We start from the raw sequence: 17148 nt of genomic DNA, 5'->3' as shown, positions 1-17148 counted from the left end.
GAAGAGTTTTCGGTATCCTCAAATCCGAAATTGAAAACACACGACTATGAAACTATTGCTCAGCGCCCTTACGGCAGCGTTTTTTTTGACAGCTATACTGCCAGCTCAGGCACAATTGGGGCGGGCTAACAAAGATTATGAATTAGGCGCCTTCAACCTGGCAGTCCGTTCTTACCTTGAATTGCTGGAGAAGCGTCCGGCTAATTACGAAGCGATGGTCAAGCTGGCGGATTCTTACCGCTACCTTAACGAAATGGAAGAATCGCGCAGCTGGTTTGAGAAGGTCATCCGGGATCATCGCCTGGAGGGGGAACAGCTCTTTCAGTACGCGCAGGTACTGAAGGCCCTGGGGCAGTACGAAAAGGCAGAACAGTGGTTCCTGGCCTACGCCCGTGCCAATAAGGATGATCAGGAGCGGGGCAACCACTTTGCCCAAAGCTGCCGCTTTGCCCGTAATCAGATGGGGCAGTCCTCGCCTTATTTGGTGAGCAACGAGTTCATCAATTCCAATGCCTCCGATTTTGCGCCTGCTTTCTACGGCGATCAGGTGGTTTTTGCGTCTTCGCGCAATGAGCGTCAGCAGCCTGGCGCTTCCTGGACCGGGCGTTCCAACAATCAGCTCTACATGGCACGGCTGGGCAACAACGGCTTCCTGGAAGCAGAAGTCCCCCTCCAAAGCCGCCTGCGGGAGGGCTTCATCAACCTCGGTCCCCTGGGCTACAGTCCCAGCCTGCAGGAGGTGGTGTACACTAAGAATAGCTTTATCGATGGCACCCGCCATATCCCTAACGGCGGACTGGAGCTCAGCATGGCTATGTCGCCGATCAATCAGAATGGCGAATGGACGGAAGAGAAGCCTTTCCCATACAACGGGTCCGGTTTTTCAACGGGCTGGCCCAATATCTCACCGGATGGGAATACGCTTTACTTTGCTTCCGACCGGCCCGATGGCTTCGGTGGTTTTGATATTTATGTGTCTTACCGCATGGGCAACACCTGGAGCGCTCCGGAAAACCTGGGCCCGGTGGTGAATTCTCCGGGCGATGAGATTTCGCCCTTCCACGATGGCGACTACCTGTTTTTTTCCAGCAATTACCATCAGGGTATGGGGGGGTATGATATCTTCCGGGCTGAGCAGGCCAACGGGCGGTATGCCCGAATCTTTCACCTCGGCAACCTGATCAACAGCAGCCGGGATGACTACGGGTTTATCTACGATAGTTTCCGCAACCTGGGCTATCTGGTCTCCAACCGCTCCGGCGGCCGTGGGCATGAAGATATTTACAAAGTCTTCAAGTCGGCTGATAATATTGTCCTGAAAATCCGCAACGCTTCCGATGGCACGCCTATCCCCTATGCCAGTATCGATTTTGTCAATTGTGGTGAGGGGTTGTTCAAGGCAGATAGCCGCGGGCAGTACAGCTTTCAGGCGGTTGAAGGGCTGGATTGCGAAATTGTCGTCCGTGCGGATGGCTACTCCGATGCGGTGTTCCGGGTCTCGACCCTGGGCTTGCGCCAAAACCGGGAGCACGATATCATGCTGGCGAAGCAGGGAGAGCAATACACCGGGCAGGTGCTCAATTATCAGTCCCGTATGCCGGTCGCTGGCGTACAAGTGACCGCCACGAACCTGTCTACCAAAACAAGCATGGAAGCGCAGACCGACGGGAATGGGGAATATGCATTGGCGCTCAGCCCCAATGCGACCTACACCGTACGGTACTCCCGGCCGGGCTTCCGCGATATCAGCCGCAACATCAATACGAATGACGGTTTTGACCGGTCAATTCTGGGCATCATTTCCATACTGCCTATTGATTCAGCGCCCGCAGCGCCTTATCAGCCGGGCATTGATACCCGCCCGGGTACTCAGGCAGATGCTCCTGTTGATGCGGAGCCCACTATGAGTGGGTTTGCAGTACAGGTAGCCGCCCTTAGCAAACCCGGGTTGGAGCAGTTCAGTAAGCTTACTTCCATCGGGCAGGTGTACTCCAAAGTAGAGAATGGCGTTTATAAGATCCGGTTGGGGGTATTTTCTACCCGTCCGGAAGCGGATCAGGCACTGAAAGCGGCCAAAGCCGAGGGCTATAAGGAAGCCTTTATCGTAACGGAGCAGGGTACCGGTCAAAGTATCCGCCCTAAAGGGTACGATGCACCGGGCACGGGCTTTACGCCCAAGGGGGATGGCACACCGCAGTCATATGGGCAATACCCGGCTGCACAGGTTGCTGAAACCCGGCCGGCTACCGGCGACTACATGATACAACTGGCGGCTTATCAGGATGCCCGTTGGTTCGACCCGGCCACGGTCCGTGACCTTGGGGAAATCCGGCAAAATCAAAGAGAGGACGGCCTGACGGTGATGTACCTGTCGGGTTACGCGACTATGGAACAGGCGATCCGCGCCTGGCAACAAGTCCGGTCTAACGGGTACAATACGGCCTACGTAGTCCGGGATACCAACGGTAGCCTGGAGAAGGTCTATCCGTAAGTTTAGAAACTATCTGGTAATGCACCTAACAAGAGCTCCGGTGGAATGATCCCGCCGGGGCTCTTGTCGTTTGGTTTTAGAGCTTGTTGAGATTCTACACTTCGGGCTGTATACGTTCGTTCCAAAAGCAAAAGCCCAACAAGCTCTTACTCAAAATGCACTTTCACCCCCGCAAAGAAAGTCCTCGGCCGCACCGGTCCGTACACGTACCCGGCATCGCGGTCTGCCCCACGGTCAAAGTCTTCCTGAAAGCTGTTAAAGATGTTTTGAACACCTCCAAAAATATCAAGATGGAAACGGTCATCGAGTTTCAGCTCGTAAGTGACCTTGGAATTCAGCTCAAAAAAAGAAGGAGTGCTTTTCAGTACAGTAAACTCTGTCTCCGGGTCGATGATATGCGGGACGTCCATAGTGCCTGTGAAGACGCCGGACAGGGACAGCTGCAGGGGTTTTATTGGACTGTAATTGGCCATGAAATAGCCATAAACATTAGGGGTGCGCAGCAGGTTTTTAGAAGTGGCCACACTATCCTGGTTGGCGTCCGTAAGTACTTCCGGTGCCCAGATTTCTTCCGGAGTATCATACTGCGCGGTTTGCAGGGTACCGCCCATTTGAAGCATCCATTTGGGGCCAAAAGCAAGGTTGGCTTCAAAATTGGCTCCGGCTACAGTAGCACCATCACCGTTGCGCTTGGTCACGGTAGCGACCCCGCTGGGGAGTTCCGTTGCATTAGCCGTGATGAAAGGATTGTCCAGCCGGGTAAAAAAGCCATCCACTACAAAGTTGGATTCAAAGCTTCCCGCGCGGTAGGTGTAGTCCAGCGCTGCACTGTAGCTGTGCGAACGTTCCTCCTGAAGGTCAGGGGATAAACGGGTAAACAGGGCTGCTCCCCCTACGGTTTCAATATGCAGATCCTCGTCAAAAGCCTGCGGCGCCCGGTAGCCCTGAGCGTAGGAAAGCCGTAGTTTCAGGTCCGGATTGATGAAATACATAGCCGTCGCTCTGGGCACAAAAATGCTGAAGTCCTGGTCTGTCCTCAGGTCTTCCACGCCAAGGCGGTACATACCGTCAATTCGGAGGTTGTCATATCGCCCCCCCGCCAGCAGCGACCATTTGTCTGTAGGCTTCCATTCCACCTGAGCGTAAGTGCCCCAGGTGCTGACTTGTTGGTCTATCTCACGGTTGTAGCCGGGCATGGCGTCCAAAACATCATTGTATTGATACTCGGTTCCGGCGGTAAGCATCCATTCCGAACTGATGTTGTAGGTGTATTGCACGCCAGATGCCAGCGACAGATCCTCCGATTCGCCATAGGCATTGAGCGCCAGAATATCGCTTTCAGTCAGCGTATCCTGAGGCCCCAGCACCCGGCCCCCGCCACCGTAGTAGCTTTGCCGGTTGACGTGGGTGGCGGATCCGTAAAGTGCAAATTTGTGCCGTTTGTCTTTTGAAAACTGCTCATACGATAGCCCGCCCCCCAGAATTCGGTGGTCCAGCTGCTCTGTGATGTCTGTTTGGTGAGCTGGCAGGTCGAATTGGTTGCCTCCTCTCCGGAATTCGCTGATATTAAACAGGTTGACTTTGATTTTGCTCAGCTCCGCAGGGTTGTAGAAGGCATCGAACCCAAAGGTGGTGTTTTGTAGCTGCGTAATCTCGGAAAAGCCATCACCATTGGCATCCCAGGGTTCGCGGTTGCGGTTGAAGGCAAAAAAGCTCATGCCCTTTTTGAGTTGTTCGTCCACTATAGTCCCATTGGCAGATAGCGTATACTCAGGGGTTTCACCATTGATCAGCGCCAGGTTAGTGCCTGCTTCAAAGGTATTGTCTGTGGGGTCTTTGGTAATGATATTGACCGTGCCGGCAATCGCGTTGCCCCCAAATAAGGCGGAACCACCGCCCCGGACCACCTCTACCCGGTCAACCATATTGGAGGGGATCATCTCAAGCCCGTAAACGCCAGCGAGTGCGGAAAATACCGGGCGGCTGTTGATGAGAATTTGGGTGTACGGTCCATCCAACCCATTCATTCTTAATTGAGTAAAGCCACAGTTCTGGCAGTTGTTTTCCAGTCGCAGCCCGGGCGAAAAGCTCAGCCCTTCGGACAGGCTCAGCGATTGGGTTTGTTCAAAAATACGGTCATCGATGCGGTTGACCATCATGGGGGCCCGGTGAGCCGGCACGCCGTTACGGGTAGCCGAAACGACGATGTCTTCTAGTCGTAGGATGTCTTTTTCCAGCTCTACCGACAGGGATTGGTTTTGCCCTTTTTTCAGGAATAGCTCCACCTCTTTAGTACGGTAGCCCAGGTAGGAAAAGCGAAGGCGGACAGGACCGGCGTCCAGGTTATTTAGCTGGTAGTTGCCGTTTTCATCTGAAATAGTACCACTCGGGGTGCCCACTGCAAGAACCTGAACACCGGGAAGAGGGGTGCTATTAACCTCGACAGTACCCGATAATTCTATAGTTTGACCCATTGCCAGAACGCCAGTGTACAGTACTATGCCTAAACTAACTAGAAGTCGATTCATTGTTCTGCTTTTATTATTACTGAGGTGATACACTTGAAAAAGCAGGTTGGTTCGTGAAATTTAGACTTTTTTAATAGGCCTTAAAGTAAAAAAAATGAATTAACTAATAAAAATTTTAGATTAATCTAAAAAAAATGACAATACCTAACTTCTATTGATTCAGGCTCAGTCCTTTTCAGAGAGTCCACTATTTGTTATTTATTTTGCGCTGCTGCAAATCGTTGATATGATGATTGAGCAAAAGCCCCAAAAATTGATAGCCTTCTTTATTAAAATGTATGCCATCACGGAGTAGGAAATCCGAGGACTGCGATAGAGGAGTCTGAATATCGATGTATCTGATGCCTTGATCTCTGGCCACTTTTTTAAAAGCGTCGTTCAGAAAACGTACTCTTTCGGCGCTACCGTGGTACTTCTCTTTCAGTACCTGGTCTTCCCCGATTGGAGGAGGTGAAATCATGATGATTTCCGGACACTCGCTGTTTTGGTAATATGCTGTAATTGTATCGATCAATTGATTGTAAAAGCCCGGGACTTCTCTAAGCCGTTCATGAAAGACTTTTTTACAATCATTAGTACCAAGCATAATCAGAATCTTGTCCAGTCTGTCTTTGCCGGGGTCGTGTACTTCCAGATGACTAATGATATTCCTGAGTGTGTTTTTGGAAGGTAGGCCTGAGTTGTCAAATCCAATGGTATTTCCTGAAATACACGTATTGATCAGTACATCTTTAAACCAGTACGTCTGTAGTTGGTCTACCCAGCCACCTTTGTTCTCTCCGTTGGAGTCCCCAACGGCTAGTACGGTCTCTGACGGGATATGATTTAATGCGGCGGCGGTGAGCATTTCGTGATTGCCTTCAAAAATGATAATTTGAACTCTGCCCTCAAATGCCTTTTTCAGGTGGATATCCCTGCCCGAAATTTTTTCTTTCTTCTTACCAGGTAGAAAGCGGCCGGCAACGATTTGCTGAATGGTTTCACGGGAAATCATTGCATCGGCTGCTGTCGGGTTGAAGTCACTCACCACTTTGTTATACATCTCCAGGGAGTGAGTTACAGGTACGGACCCTTCATAGCCGTCATGAATACCAGCATAGATATAAAGTTTGCTGTTTTTTCTTTCTTCGAGTGGCGTCTTCAGGTATAGCGGGGACCTTCTCTGTGCTTCCTGTATGTCTACCTTCCAATCTACGCCCGTTGTAGCCAGGGCGATATGGCTCGCATATTTGCGGTTTCTTCCAAGCGATTCATAATACCATTTTGTGAGGTCAGAGACAGGCACCCATGCCGAAAAAGAACGGATATCATGTTTGGAGCGCATGTAGGATAATAGCGTAGCGTGGCCTCCTCCGCTTACTCCAATGATATGGATATTATCAGGGTCAACATTACTATTGTCCAGGGCATAAGTAATTGCATCGTCAATATCGCTGATTACGAGAGGGCTGCCACAAGCCTCGGGCGTGTTATTGGGGCCACGAAAGTTAGGATGAATGTAATTATAATCTTTGTTCAAGATATCTTTTAAAAGGGGGTCTTCTTGTTGATAGTTGTTGCTCCAGGTATGCAGGCTGACAATAAGTGGCATTGGTCTTTGGCGGCTCGTAGCATAAAAATAAGCCTGTTGGATTTTACCATCAGCCGAAGAAGGGATGGCTATTTCTTTACAAGCCTCCGGCCACAGAGGGCGGTCGGTGTCGTCCCACAGAGGGTCTTGTGCATTTGCACTGCCAAAAAACAGCATGAGCACAAAAGTGGCAGCTATGGATTTGGCTACCATAAGAATTGGTAGCCCTTGATACTGCAATTGGTTAGTTATCATTTGATTGGTACAGGCTTTTGAAAGCTCAATAGAGTCAGTCATTATGTTGTTCTATTTTTTTCAGCCAGTTATCTGCCCCGGGGCCTCCTCCGATGGCAATTCGGAATCCGAGGTCACCTTGCCGGTTGCCATGTCGTTGTTGTTGTCGTAAACTAAGACCGATGCTGTGTGGCATGCTGGACCACGCTCCACCCCTGGCAATTGGATAGGACAGTACTCTTTTGTCTCCGTTCGGAGTTGTAAAGTAGGCTCGTGATTCACCCGCTGAGGCGGTCCATTCCATAACACTTCCCACCAGGCCGTAGTAGCCTCCCAGGTTAGGTGTCAGGGTCTTTACAGGAAGTGGGCTAGGGTTTTCGGGGTCAATACTCAACGCATGAACAGATCCTGTTTCGGTGGGTGGTTGTGCATGCTGCTGACCGGAAACGGCAGCCGCAAGCAGCCACTCTTCCTCAAAGGGGAGCCGGGCAATCAGACCGGGGTGCTTCTGCTCAAGTTGCTCCAGCCAGTCTATGATTTGAAGGTAATTCACCATACTTACCGGATGTTCCTTTTCCGAATTCGAAAAATCAAAGTTTGGATTTGGCTCAATGGCCTGCCACTGCTCAATGGTCGTTTCTGTTTCAGCCAGCCAAAAACCGTTAGTAATGGTCAGGTTTTTAGTGAAGGGGGCTGTTTGCTTGTTTCTGAAGTACAAATGTTCCGGTAAGTGCCAATTGCCAGGCTCTACCCAACGGAGAAGAATATCTACGGTGTCATTCAAAGAAAGAGTGGCCCATTGTCCGTAAACATCAATACCCCCGGTACTTGCCCAGATAGGCATGTCAGTTGGTTGCTCTTCGCTTATGCGTTTAAAGGCACTTTCCAGCCTGGGGTCTTCAATAGTCTGCAGTATTTTTTTTGCTTTATCCGTGGATTCGGTGCGTAGGGCATTATTGGCTTCGTGGAGCAGGCTGAAAATTTGTTTTTCTCTTGCCGTTTCTTCTTTGGCTTTCTCTGCAATGCTATTGCTTCCGTTTGCAGCAGAGTCAAGGGAAAGTGCATTTTCAGCTGAATAAAGAGCATGGAACCATTCTCCCCTTTCCAAAGCATATTCTGCGGCTACTGTTTCCTGCCGGGCTAAGGTTTTCCTGGCTCTTTGTAATTGTTCCTGGTCATCGTGAGCCCAGCTTTCTCCAATCGGGTTCCACATTAAATCGCCATCATGAAGAATAATCCAATGACCGTGGGGGAGTGTGTGCCCTCCGTTTGTAGTATATTTCTGTACAAGGACCTCAACTGCAGCAAGTGGTTCTTGAATGTCATTCAGGAGCCTTACGGCAGAGGTAAGGTTTCGCTCTCTGTTCTCCTTTCGCAACTTTTGGCGTAAATGGGTCTTAAAGAATTCCGTTAATGACTGAAGGGGCCCAATAGCGCTATGGCCTCCGGGGACTATTTCTAACTGAGCATCACTGCCAAGGGCCTTCCATACTTCCACAGCCCGCTCGGCATCGGTGTGGTCACCGGCATAGTCGGAGGCCCCCCTGAGGACATACAACGGAGGCATATCCATGGAGAGGTGGGGTAAATGGCTACGGATGCGAATCCGGTGCCGGGCCGCATCGTCCCATGCCGGATGTTCGCCAAATAACAGACGGGGAACACTATAATTGCGGGGTTTGCCGAAAGCTGTCCACTGACTTGCAGTAGGCCAGTCCCAGGCTGAGCCTGCCCAAAGCCATATAGCTGCGAAGTTGACCGGGCTATTGCCCCATGGCAACCCCTGCCGGTGAAATTCATTTTGATCTGCGGTAGCGGTCAGTGCAGCGATACGGGCCCCCGCACTGTGACCAGCAATCCCAATAGAACGGGCATCAATTTTCCAATTTGGGGCATGCTTCGATAGAAAGCGCAGCCCGCATAGTACATCACTCACAGGAGCAGGCCAGCCGGCTTCCCGCGCCAGCCGGTAATCCATCGAAGCCACCGCAAAGCCCTCGTCCAGTAATGCCCGCATGGCGTTGCCGAAACGGCTCTTTGGGTCCAGGACCTTTATTTTGGAAGAGCCGCCAATGAATCCGCCCCCATGGACATAGGCAACAAGCGGGAATGAGGACACCACGTCTTCCGGAGGTAGTAGAAGTCTTACTGTAATATTCCTGGGGTCATCATTCCAGGTATTCAGCCGGGCTACAATCAGGTCATATTGGCGATAGCCCCCTTCGAGTATTTCCGGTTCCGTGTTGAGGGCGTCCAATAGCAGAGCCTCTTCATTTTGAGGAAGAGGAGGAGGTATCAGAGGAGTTATCTGAGCAGCAGGCGTTAGGGGGAAACTGTAAGCAGCCAGCAAAATTAGAATGGTTTGTTTCCACCTTTGAAATAGATATGATTTGATTCCTGGCATTTCTTCATGATTTGGGTGTAAGGTGCTAATTTAGGGGCCTCTTACAAGGTTTAAAGCCCAGGTAAAGTGACTTCAGAAATGGATGGCCAGCCAGTCTTGGTTACGAATTCAATATAGGTTTTGGCCCGCTCGGTATCCTTCATTTTGGGCCATTCAATTACGGGTTCATGCCAGGTCCATTGACCGCTTGGGACTTCGTAGGGATACTCCTCGATAGCTTTTATGGAAGACCTCAACTCCTCTACCCCTTCTGCGATTATGGGTTTGATTGTAGCTTTGTAGTGGCTGGTATCGGTTACATACAAGCGATACCCGAAATAAGCCTTATGGGCTGCACGGTGCATTTTTGCGGTAATAAGGGTGCGGTTGAAAGTCTCATATAAGTCCTTGTAGGCTTTCGCATCTTCCACCAATGTCTCTGCCTTTGCTATAGTATGGAGCGCCCACTGTGCTTTTTCAACGGCGTAGTTTTTCTGCGTGATTATATCATTCAGGTAGGTGATATTGATTTTTTCTTCAGGGGTGATCCAGTTTTTTTCAAAAACCTCTGGGTTTTCTCCGTAAAACCGGCTGCCGGTTTCTTTGTATTTTGCCGGGGATAAATGCTCAACTACGTCTTTAAAGTAGTGAAAGGTTTTGTTGACGTTGTGTCCAATATAAACAGTGGGTGGGTCGTACCAGCGACCCGCAATAAATCGGTTGTAACTGCTGATGTAGTCTATGTGAAGGGCCGAGTGGTTCGTAGTATTGGTGCCCAGTGTGTAAAAGCTGGCATTATTAATAGCTATAGCTGCTTTGAATGCCGGTTTAATGTAGGGGATGCTCTTTTTTCCATACGCTCGGGTTATGAATTCATCGCAAACCTGGTCTTCTGAGATAGTTGTATCTTCGGAGGCGCGTTTCAGGGCATGCAACAGCACCTCGGAAGGACGGTTAATGATGGCCGTAGTACCATAGCGGTCTGTCCGGGCTACATATCCAACTACGTTATCAAATCGCATGTAATATTTCCAGCGGTCCAGTATGAGCTGGGTAAAGGTATTGGCGACAATTCCCTGCCCATTGTACTCGTGAGCGGCATCGAATTCTATGATCACAGGATATGTTAAGTCTGCTATGTAGTCTTGTACAGGGTGGTAGTTGAAGAAGTCGTGCGGCGTTTCTTTGACCATTATTTTCAGGCCGGGGTGATTCATGAGGGCGATCGAGCCCATTATGACATCGCGGTCCCATTGATCGTGTACAAAAGTACGGATGTGCATTTTTTTATGAAGCTCAGCTATCACAATGTTTGCGACCGTATCTACCACCATTGCCATTTTCTCGTAGTCACTTAAAGTAGCCGAGTATTGATCCTGTATCCGGGAGCCAGTTTCAATAAAAGTGAATACAATACCGTCCACATTGGGCAGAAGTGTAAACATTTCCCGGTAGTCCTTTCTGAACCACCGCCAGAATTCAGGGTCATCAAGGTTGAGCCTTGGTCCTTTATCTGTATCGACCAGAAACTTTTCCGGATAATACTCCAATGGGTAAAAAGCACGATCCCATACAAAAACATCCTTGACCCCGGCATGATGTGCGCTATCGATAAGGCGCTCAGTCGTTTTCCGCCGCCAGTCTGTCCGCACGTGGCGCAAGTCCATTATCAGGTGGTGTGACAGTTCAAGGTGGTTGATCCCGTAGAACTGGCTTGCCTTTATTACTTCGCACCCATTCTCAAAATGGTCCGAAAGAATATTCCAACCCCTCACCTCAAACGGGGGTTCGTTTTTCGGGCTACAGGCCGCGGTTATCACAATCAGACAGATAAAAACGACGGATGGTCTCATGTAGTACTTTTTTGTCAGCAGCTGGCATCGTAAATGCTTCATCATTCCAAAGTCAGCGCAGTCAATACAGACTTGGGAAAACACAAAAGCAACACATTCAGGTCTTAATCATTAGTGATTTGTAACTGTTAAGCCTTTCAGGTAATAATTGCAAAAGGCTTACGGCTGCAGGAGGATTACGTCAAAGTGGCAAAGGATACAGTGTGCATATCTGCTGGCAGAGAAAAGTTGGGTAGGATGTGCTTGGTGGCGTAAAAAAGCCCGGCTTCTTATGGGAATCGGTCCTACGTTTACATGATGATCCCAGCAGGATTGGCTGCGCCCTTCCTTTGGGCTCCAAGGTCAAAAAGTATGCAGCCTGCTCGCTTCGCTCGTGTCGGCTTTTCCCATTTATCCGCTTGCGCAAAAGGGTTTTGCGACGCTCCTAAATGGAAAAAGCCTGTACCCTTTGGGGCACAGGCTGCGTACTTTCTCTGGTGATCCCAGCAGGCAGTGTCTAACGCGTTTAGGGTCAGGGTTTTAAGTGGAGCGGTAAAGGCTGTATTGGCTTCAGTACAACACAGTGTTGATGGAATAGGGGAGGAAGCGCACAGTCTGTTTTGAATAGACAGTACAATATGAGTAGACAAAAAAAGGGGCGGCCCGAATCTTACAAAAGGCCACCCCTGAGACAATATGACTATTCTTTAAGCTTCGTCAAAAGCCTTGTACCCTGGATTGCCAGACTGTAGCAATACCTTTTCCTGGAGGAAGAACTCTACAGTTTTCAGCCCTTTTGCATTCATAGCTTCCTTTACATCAATGAATGGGATCAGTTCCGGCCGGTTCTGCCGGATTCTCGCTTTTGTGATATTGGTGCAGTGGGCAAGGTTAGCCAGGTTGAGTAATGAGATTTCCGTCTGTAGCTTTTTCACCACCGGTGCCAGCTCCGGCCGAATTATCATCATAGTGTTTCGGCGCTCGATCTCGTTGCGTTCGGTTGCGCTGACCGGTACAGGCTTGAACTTTTGGGCGGTGTCTGACCAATACCGGCGTGGGTTTTCAGTGTTCAGCCGGTCTACGACTTCCCAGGCATCAACCAGGGCTTTGACTTCATCCGGAATGAAACCGAGTGCTTCCTCAGCGTATTCGGGTTTGATCTTCAACTTTCCTCCCTCCATTCTCAGCCATACGCCAAATGCATCGGTTTTGATTTTCTTGCGAAGTTTGTCTTCCTCCAGGAAGAAACCACCATCCCGGTGGCCACTAAATAGGAGGAACTGCTCTACATCTGGATAGACAACATCCTCTTTACGATAGAGCTTACATACAGCGTGGCGGAGAGCTTCCAGCGCATCGGCATTTTCGGCCCGGCGCTCTTCGAGTGCCTTTATCTGCCGGTCGGTATCGTCTTCGCGGACTTCAAATACGGTAGGTTCTAAAACGGACATATTGCTAAATTTTATAAATTATAAACATTTGTAATATCAAAGCAGCATGAAAAAATATGCTGCAAAGAAATTTTAAAAAAGACAACTCCTTTGTTGTCAGGTCTTTAGGTGGCTGTGGGCTGTAGCTGTAGCGAAGCAGTAAGAACGCAGATAGCATTAGATACCCGACTTTGCCTGTCGTGTTTTGCAATTGCAGGCCCTGGAGTCCAGGAAATATGCAGACAACCGGTTCCCCGGTCGCCTGCAATCGGATCATCAACAAAACATTAATGCCTGATCTCTCCCCTGGCTATCTTATCCCACTGCTGCATCGTCTGCCGGAATGCTTTGTCTGCTTCCCGCTGTTCTGCCGTGGGTGCTGCCTGGCTCTCGCCATTGACTGCCTTGAGGAAGTCGATCAATTTACTTTGTGCATCGGTATTCAGTTCGCTGAATTGCTGCAAAAGGTCTTTCACCATCTGCGCATCTTCCTGTTTCATTCTAGTGCCTTTGGGTAGGTTGCTCATGCCCTTAATTTTCATGGTCTTCTTTTTGGTGGTAGGTCTCCAGCTCTACAGATTGTAAGTGACGGTACGCCAAATACTGGATGTATGCGGATAAACTTAGTTCGGCATCGAACGCCATCCGCTTCAGTTTTGACTTAACATCTTTTTCGATCCGTACATTTAGTACAGCATCTTTCCGTCCTCCTTCTCTGGTTGGTGCGCCTACCATGGTTTAATAATTTGTTGTTAATACAAAGGTCAGACCTTGTGTGACAAAATGAAAGGACAAGGTTTTGCACCTACTTTTTACGCCATCGGCTGGGGATCAGTCGGCGCATCCAGGCGATGAGACGACCCCACCAATTGCGCTGTGGCTCCGGCTCTTCCGGTGGCTCTGGTATGGGTGCGGACGATCTCATCTGAAGGGGTGCTTCCGGCTGGGGGCGTGGGTGGTGTCGGTTCAATCCTAGTCCTAATCCTAGTCTCATTTTTTTCACAATTTTAGGTTACACAATCATTGATGGAGGACAACAGGGAGAGAGTTTTTTTATACTCTCTAAGTTTTGCCGTTTTATCTTGTGACGTTGTGACACGCCATATTTTATAGGGGTTACAGCCCGGTTTCGATCTTGTGACACAAGTTGTGACAGGGGCTTTATCTTGTGACATTTTTGTTAAATTCTTAATATGTCACAACTTGTCACAACTTGTCACAACTTGTCACAAGATTGATTTTTTTGATCTTGTGACACTTAACACGTTGATGCTCTTAGTATTTATGAGGTGTCACAACTTGTCACAACTTCTTTTAGGGAAAACTAAAAAATTAGAAAGGCTCTTCTTCTTGTTGTCCTTCTTTTCCATTCACAATTTGGTTGACTTCTTCATCTGTGCGTTCAATCATGGCATAAACCCAAATGCGGCTTTTCCCATCCCGCTTTTGGAATTGTTCAAACCCATTTGCCTTTAATGCCTCCCCTAACTTTTTCTTGGATAGTCTGGCTGATGTTCTGACCTGGAGGAAGTTTAGCACATGAGATATTTTAAGGTGCCTGACTCCTTCCCCATTACGATTATCGGGTTTCACATAGTAGGTGGTAAGCATTTCCGCTTCAGTAGTCTGTACTTCGTATTGGCTATTATGCTCGTTCAGCTCCTTAACTTCCTCTTGGGTCAACCAATACTGAAACCCTGACTTATACAGGTGGTAAGCTTCGGCCCAAACTTTATCTATATCCATTGCCTGGGCTTCATCAATGCGGATATTGTTTATCTCAAACGGCACAAATCGCCGATTACCGGTGGGGTCGTGTAGAAAACTCTGCTCATTACTGGATGCAATGAAACTACATATCTTTGGTAGTTCTTCAGTATAACGAGCATAGGCCCGGCGGCCCTCAACCGTGTTACGGGTGATAAAGGCTTTCAGGCTATTAATCTTCTTTTTGGTAATATCGGCAAAGTAGTCATCTAGGTTGTAGATGAAATTTGATGCAGTTGCAAACAGGTGATCTTTATTGTCTGGGTCGAGTCGATCTTCCAAGTAATATTTCTTCAGTTTCGGGGGGCATAGATTGGCTATCCATGAAGATTTGAATTTCGCTTGTTCGCCTGAAACCAGGATAAAACAGATATGGTTGGCGCATTTATGTTTGATGAAGACGTTAGCTACAGCACCAACGGCCCACTTCCTAAAGTAGCGTTCTACCATTTCCGTGGTATCGCTCCCATCTACTCTGGTTGGCTCAAGTGTTTGGCAGAGTTGGCGGATATGGTCTTCCCCATCGTAAACGAGTTCTGAAAAATATTCTTCAATAGGATTAATAGGTCTTGCAAAGCTACTTTCTATGGTTTCCGCAACTTTGGTGCGGCTCACTTTGTCAACACCTCTATGCCTTAGCTCTCTCGTGATTGAATTCAGCTCATAATCATTAACGGGTTCAAAGTCTTTATTGCAATCGACTTTTCGGAATTCCGGCATACGGGAAATGGTATTAAATCGAAATTCCCATATTTCTTTTAGTGCTTCCTCAAACTTGCCTTGACCACTTGTCTTGTTTTCAAAGTCTTCTTTTTCCTCCTCCGGCTCCTCTACCGTCACCGGTGCAGCTGGAGGTGCAGGAGCGGGTGCCGGTGCATCCAGAGGAAACAGCTGGTTGAGTTCTCGCACATGGTCACTCCAACGGATACCGTGTAAATCACAGATTTCGTAAAAGGTGGCAATATGGACTGATCCATCGTGTTTTTGACTTACCCGGTCAAACTCTCGATCCGTTTCCAATTGGTTATAGTCGTTATGGAAATAGCTAACTCTTTGGAACATATCTCTGGCAGATGCTCCAAACTCACTGAATAACGCACAACCTACTTTGAACCAGTTTTCAGTGCCTTGAGTAATGCCTATCCCCTTTTCCTCAATCTTGCGAATCATCAATTCCACCTTTTGAGCATGGGTGTGACGATGCTTATTCTGTTCCGCTGGTTTGGTGGGTGCCGGTGGCGTGCTGCTCTCCCCCCTGTTGTCCTTTTTCGGCATGGTGAAGACGTGCAGCTGAGGGGCGATGTAAATAAGGTCATGCGGTACAGCGGTGAAGAACCATAGCCTGGCAAGGTCGCCCACTGTACTATCAATGTAGGCTTTGCCCTGGGAATCAAACTTGCCATCTGTTTTGTGTCCAATCTGTAGGGCTTCTGCGATCCGGCTACAAACTTCGTGGTAGTAGCTCTGCCGGGTCTCTGGTGTGCAATCGGTGTAAACAAATACGCGAATCCCCTGCATACTTGGAGACGGAAATGCAGAAAGGACAAACGGTATCTTTTTCAGCTCCTCTAGGTCAAAGTGAAGGAGGTCTTCCTCTACATCGTCAATGTCGAGTCCCAATATTTGCGGATGCTCTTCGATGCTTTGATTATTCCGCTTGGTGGCTTTGCCTGAGACTACAGCGGGAAGATTTTTTTGGCGGTATGCAACGTACGCGTCTTTGTCGTCCTGTTTGGATGGGAGTTTGTCAGTAATTGCTTTCAGCTTATCAGATGGGTTCAACATCTTTTGCAGGAAGTCTGCAAAACTGCCTGTGTCTACTGGCTTGGTATTGATTGCACCCTTAAAATAGGTCACAGGGTGATCCTGTAGGCGCTTATCATTGATTACCGTGGTTTTTTGTTCTATCTTTACCATTGATAAATTTTTTAGTTAAAGCCCGCCATTGCTCAGTCTGCCATGTTGCGGGCTTTTTTAATGAACAAATGTCAATTACCTTTCAAAGGTCTGACGTTGTGTTACAAAATGAAAGGACAAGGTTTGAACCCTTGATTTTACTGGCTTTCTGCTCTTTTCGATCAATCCTGAATTGATAGTCATTCAATCCTAAATTGAAAATGCCCCGGCCCTATTACAGGGCGCGGGGCGGTCGTTCGGCTTAGGAATTTTCCCGGTAGTAATTTTCCCGCCACAAATCAAAATCGAAATGGTATTGTAGCGCGAGAATGTACTCCTTCTTCGCCTTATGCCATTCTTCGCCAATGCCATCTGTGTTAGCCAGTGCAATGCGTTTCCGCTCTACATCTTCCCATCGTTTCCCGCCGGTGAGGTGGTACAGGTCTTGGATAAATCGTTGTGCGCTCGGCTCGAAAATGTCCATGCTCATAAGGTCATTGAATGCGGGTATCGGTGGGCGCTCGATATAGCAGGCCCGGAAATAGTCAAAGTCTGCCGGGTCAACCGGTTTGCCCTTGTATTGGGTGCTTACCCGGTATTTCAATTTCATTATGAGCATATCGTCACCGTGCTTGATCTCGGTCACGTCCCGGCATATCTCAACCGGAATGCCGGTTTCCTGCTTAATGAGTTCGGCGTTCTGCTCATAGCCGATCCAGCTTTTCAGCTGGTTACGATTGTAGGCCGTTACAACTCCCTGGAAAAACTCTGGTGCGCTTATGGCCCGCAGGTGGTAATATCCTTCCGCTGGCATCATGGCACTGTTTAGGATGTGGGTTGTCATATTGTAGCTTCTTTGAGTTCGGTAATAAGATTATTCAGGGTATAAGCAGCCCTATAATTTCAAGGTCAGTCCCTCCTTGTCTTCCTCTGTAGGCGTTTTTTCCCGCATTATCCTTCTGAGGTTTTCCCTGATTTCTGCGATTAGCTTCAATACTTCATTTCCCTGTTCCATTT

General features: G+C 48.7%; 9 protein-coding genes. 1 reads left to right on the top strand and 8 read right to left on the bottom strand.

The window, feature by feature from the left end; translation table 11 throughout:
- Positions 1-46 precede the first annotated feature (46 nt).
- Positions 47-2491 (top strand): carboxypeptidase regulatory-like domain-containing protein, encoded by a 2445-nt coding sequence (locus RIC19_RS23135; protein WP_350180761.1) that lies wholly within the window; start codon positions 47-49, stop codon positions 2489-2491.
- A gap of 146 nt (positions 2492-2637) precedes the next feature.
- Here RIC19_RS23135 and RIC19_RS23130 read toward each other — a convergent pair whose 3' ends face one another.
- The 8 genes from RIC19_RS23130 to RIC19_RS23095 all read right to left on the bottom strand — a co-directional run bounded on the left by RIC19_RS23130 (position 2638) and on the right by RIC19_RS23095 (position 16975).
- Positions 2638-5019, bottom strand: coding sequence for a TonB-dependent receptor (locus RIC19_RS23130; protein WP_350180760.1), 2382 nt, complete (start codon positions 5017-5019; stop codon positions 2638-2640).
- A gap of 187 nt (positions 5020-5206) precedes the next feature.
- Positions 5207-6886 (bottom strand): SGNH/GDSL hydrolase family protein, encoded by a 1680-nt coding sequence (locus RIC19_RS23125; RefSeq protein WP_350180759.1) that lies wholly within the window; start codon positions 6884-6886, stop codon positions 5207-5209.
- Positions 6879-9173 carry an SUMF1/EgtB/PvdO family nonheme iron enzyme gene (locus RIC19_RS23120; RefSeq protein ID WP_350180758.1) on the bottom strand — a complete coding sequence of 765 codons (2295 nt, stop codon included), beginning with the start codon at positions 9171-9173 and terminating at the stop codon, positions 6879-6881. The genes RIC19_RS23125 and RIC19_RS23120 overlap by 8 nt, the downstream gene beginning before the upstream one ends.
- Positions 9174-9277: 104 nt before the next feature.
- Positions 9278-11059: a hypothetical protein gene (locus RIC19_RS23115; RefSeq protein ID WP_350180757.1), complete on the bottom strand. Its 1782-nt coding sequence runs from the start codon at positions 11057-11059 to the stop codon at positions 9278-9280.
- A gap of 686 nt (positions 11060-11745) precedes the next feature.
- Positions 11746-12489: a hypothetical protein gene (locus tag RIC19_RS23110; protein ID WP_350180756.1), complete on the bottom strand. Its 744-nt coding sequence runs from the start codon at positions 12487-12489 to the stop codon at positions 11746-11748.
- A 266-nt stretch (positions 12490-12755) separates the two neighbouring features.
- A complete protein-coding gene (locus tag RIC19_RS23105; RefSeq protein ID WP_350180755.1) occupies positions 12756-13010 on the bottom strand; it encodes a hypothetical protein in 255 nt (84 codons plus the stop codon).
- Positions 13011-13800: 790 nt separating this feature from the next.
- Positions 13801-16152 (bottom strand): VapE domain-containing protein, encoded by a 2352-nt coding sequence (locus RIC19_RS23100; RefSeq protein WP_350180754.1) that lies wholly within the window; start codon positions 16150-16152, stop codon positions 13801-13803.
- A 241-nt stretch (positions 16153-16393) separates the two neighbouring features.
- Positions 16394-16975, bottom strand: coding sequence for an STIV orfB116 family protein (locus RIC19_RS23095; RefSeq protein ID WP_350180753.1), 582 nt, complete (start codon positions 16973-16975; stop codon positions 16394-16396).
- Between the last annotated feature and the right edge of the window lie 173 nt (positions 16976-17148).

Source organism: Phaeodactylibacter sp. (assembly GCF_040219495.1).
Classification (GTDB): Bacteria; Bacteroidota; Bacteroidia; order Chitinophagales; family Saprospiraceae; genus Phaeodactylibacter.
This window is presented reverse-complemented; position numbering and strand designations above follow the sequence as displayed.

Coding starts and splice junctions, on each gene's coding strand:
- RIC19_RS23110 (WP_350180756.1), bottom strand. CDS start 12,489: ATGTCCGTTTTAGAACCTACCGTATTTGAAGTCCGCGAAGACGATACC.
- RIC19_RS23135 (WP_350180761.1), top strand. CDS start 47: ATGAAACTATTGCTCAGCGCCCTTACGGCAGCGTTTTTTTTGACAGCT.
- RIC19_RS23100 (WP_350180754.1), bottom strand. CDS start 16,152: ATGGTAAAGATAGAACAAAAAACCACGGTAATCAATGATAAGCGCCTA.
- RIC19_RS23125 (WP_350180759.1), bottom strand. CDS start 6,886: ATGACTGACTCTATTGAGCTTTCAAAAGCCTGTACCAATCAAATGATA.
- RIC19_RS23105 (WP_350180755.1), bottom strand. CDS start 13,010: ATGAAAATTAAGGGCATGAGCAACCTACCCAAAGGCACTAGAATGAAA.
- RIC19_RS23115 (WP_350180757.1), bottom strand. CDS start 11,059: ATGAGACCATCCGTCGTTTTTATCTGTCTGATTGTGATAACCGCGGCC.
- RIC19_RS23130 (WP_350180760.1), bottom strand. CDS start 5,019: ATGAATCGACTTCTAGTTAGTTTAGGCATAGTACTGTACACTGGCGTT.
- RIC19_RS23095 (WP_350180753.1), bottom strand. CDS start 16,975: ATGACAACCCACATCCTAAACAGTGCCATGATGCCAGCGGAAGGATAT.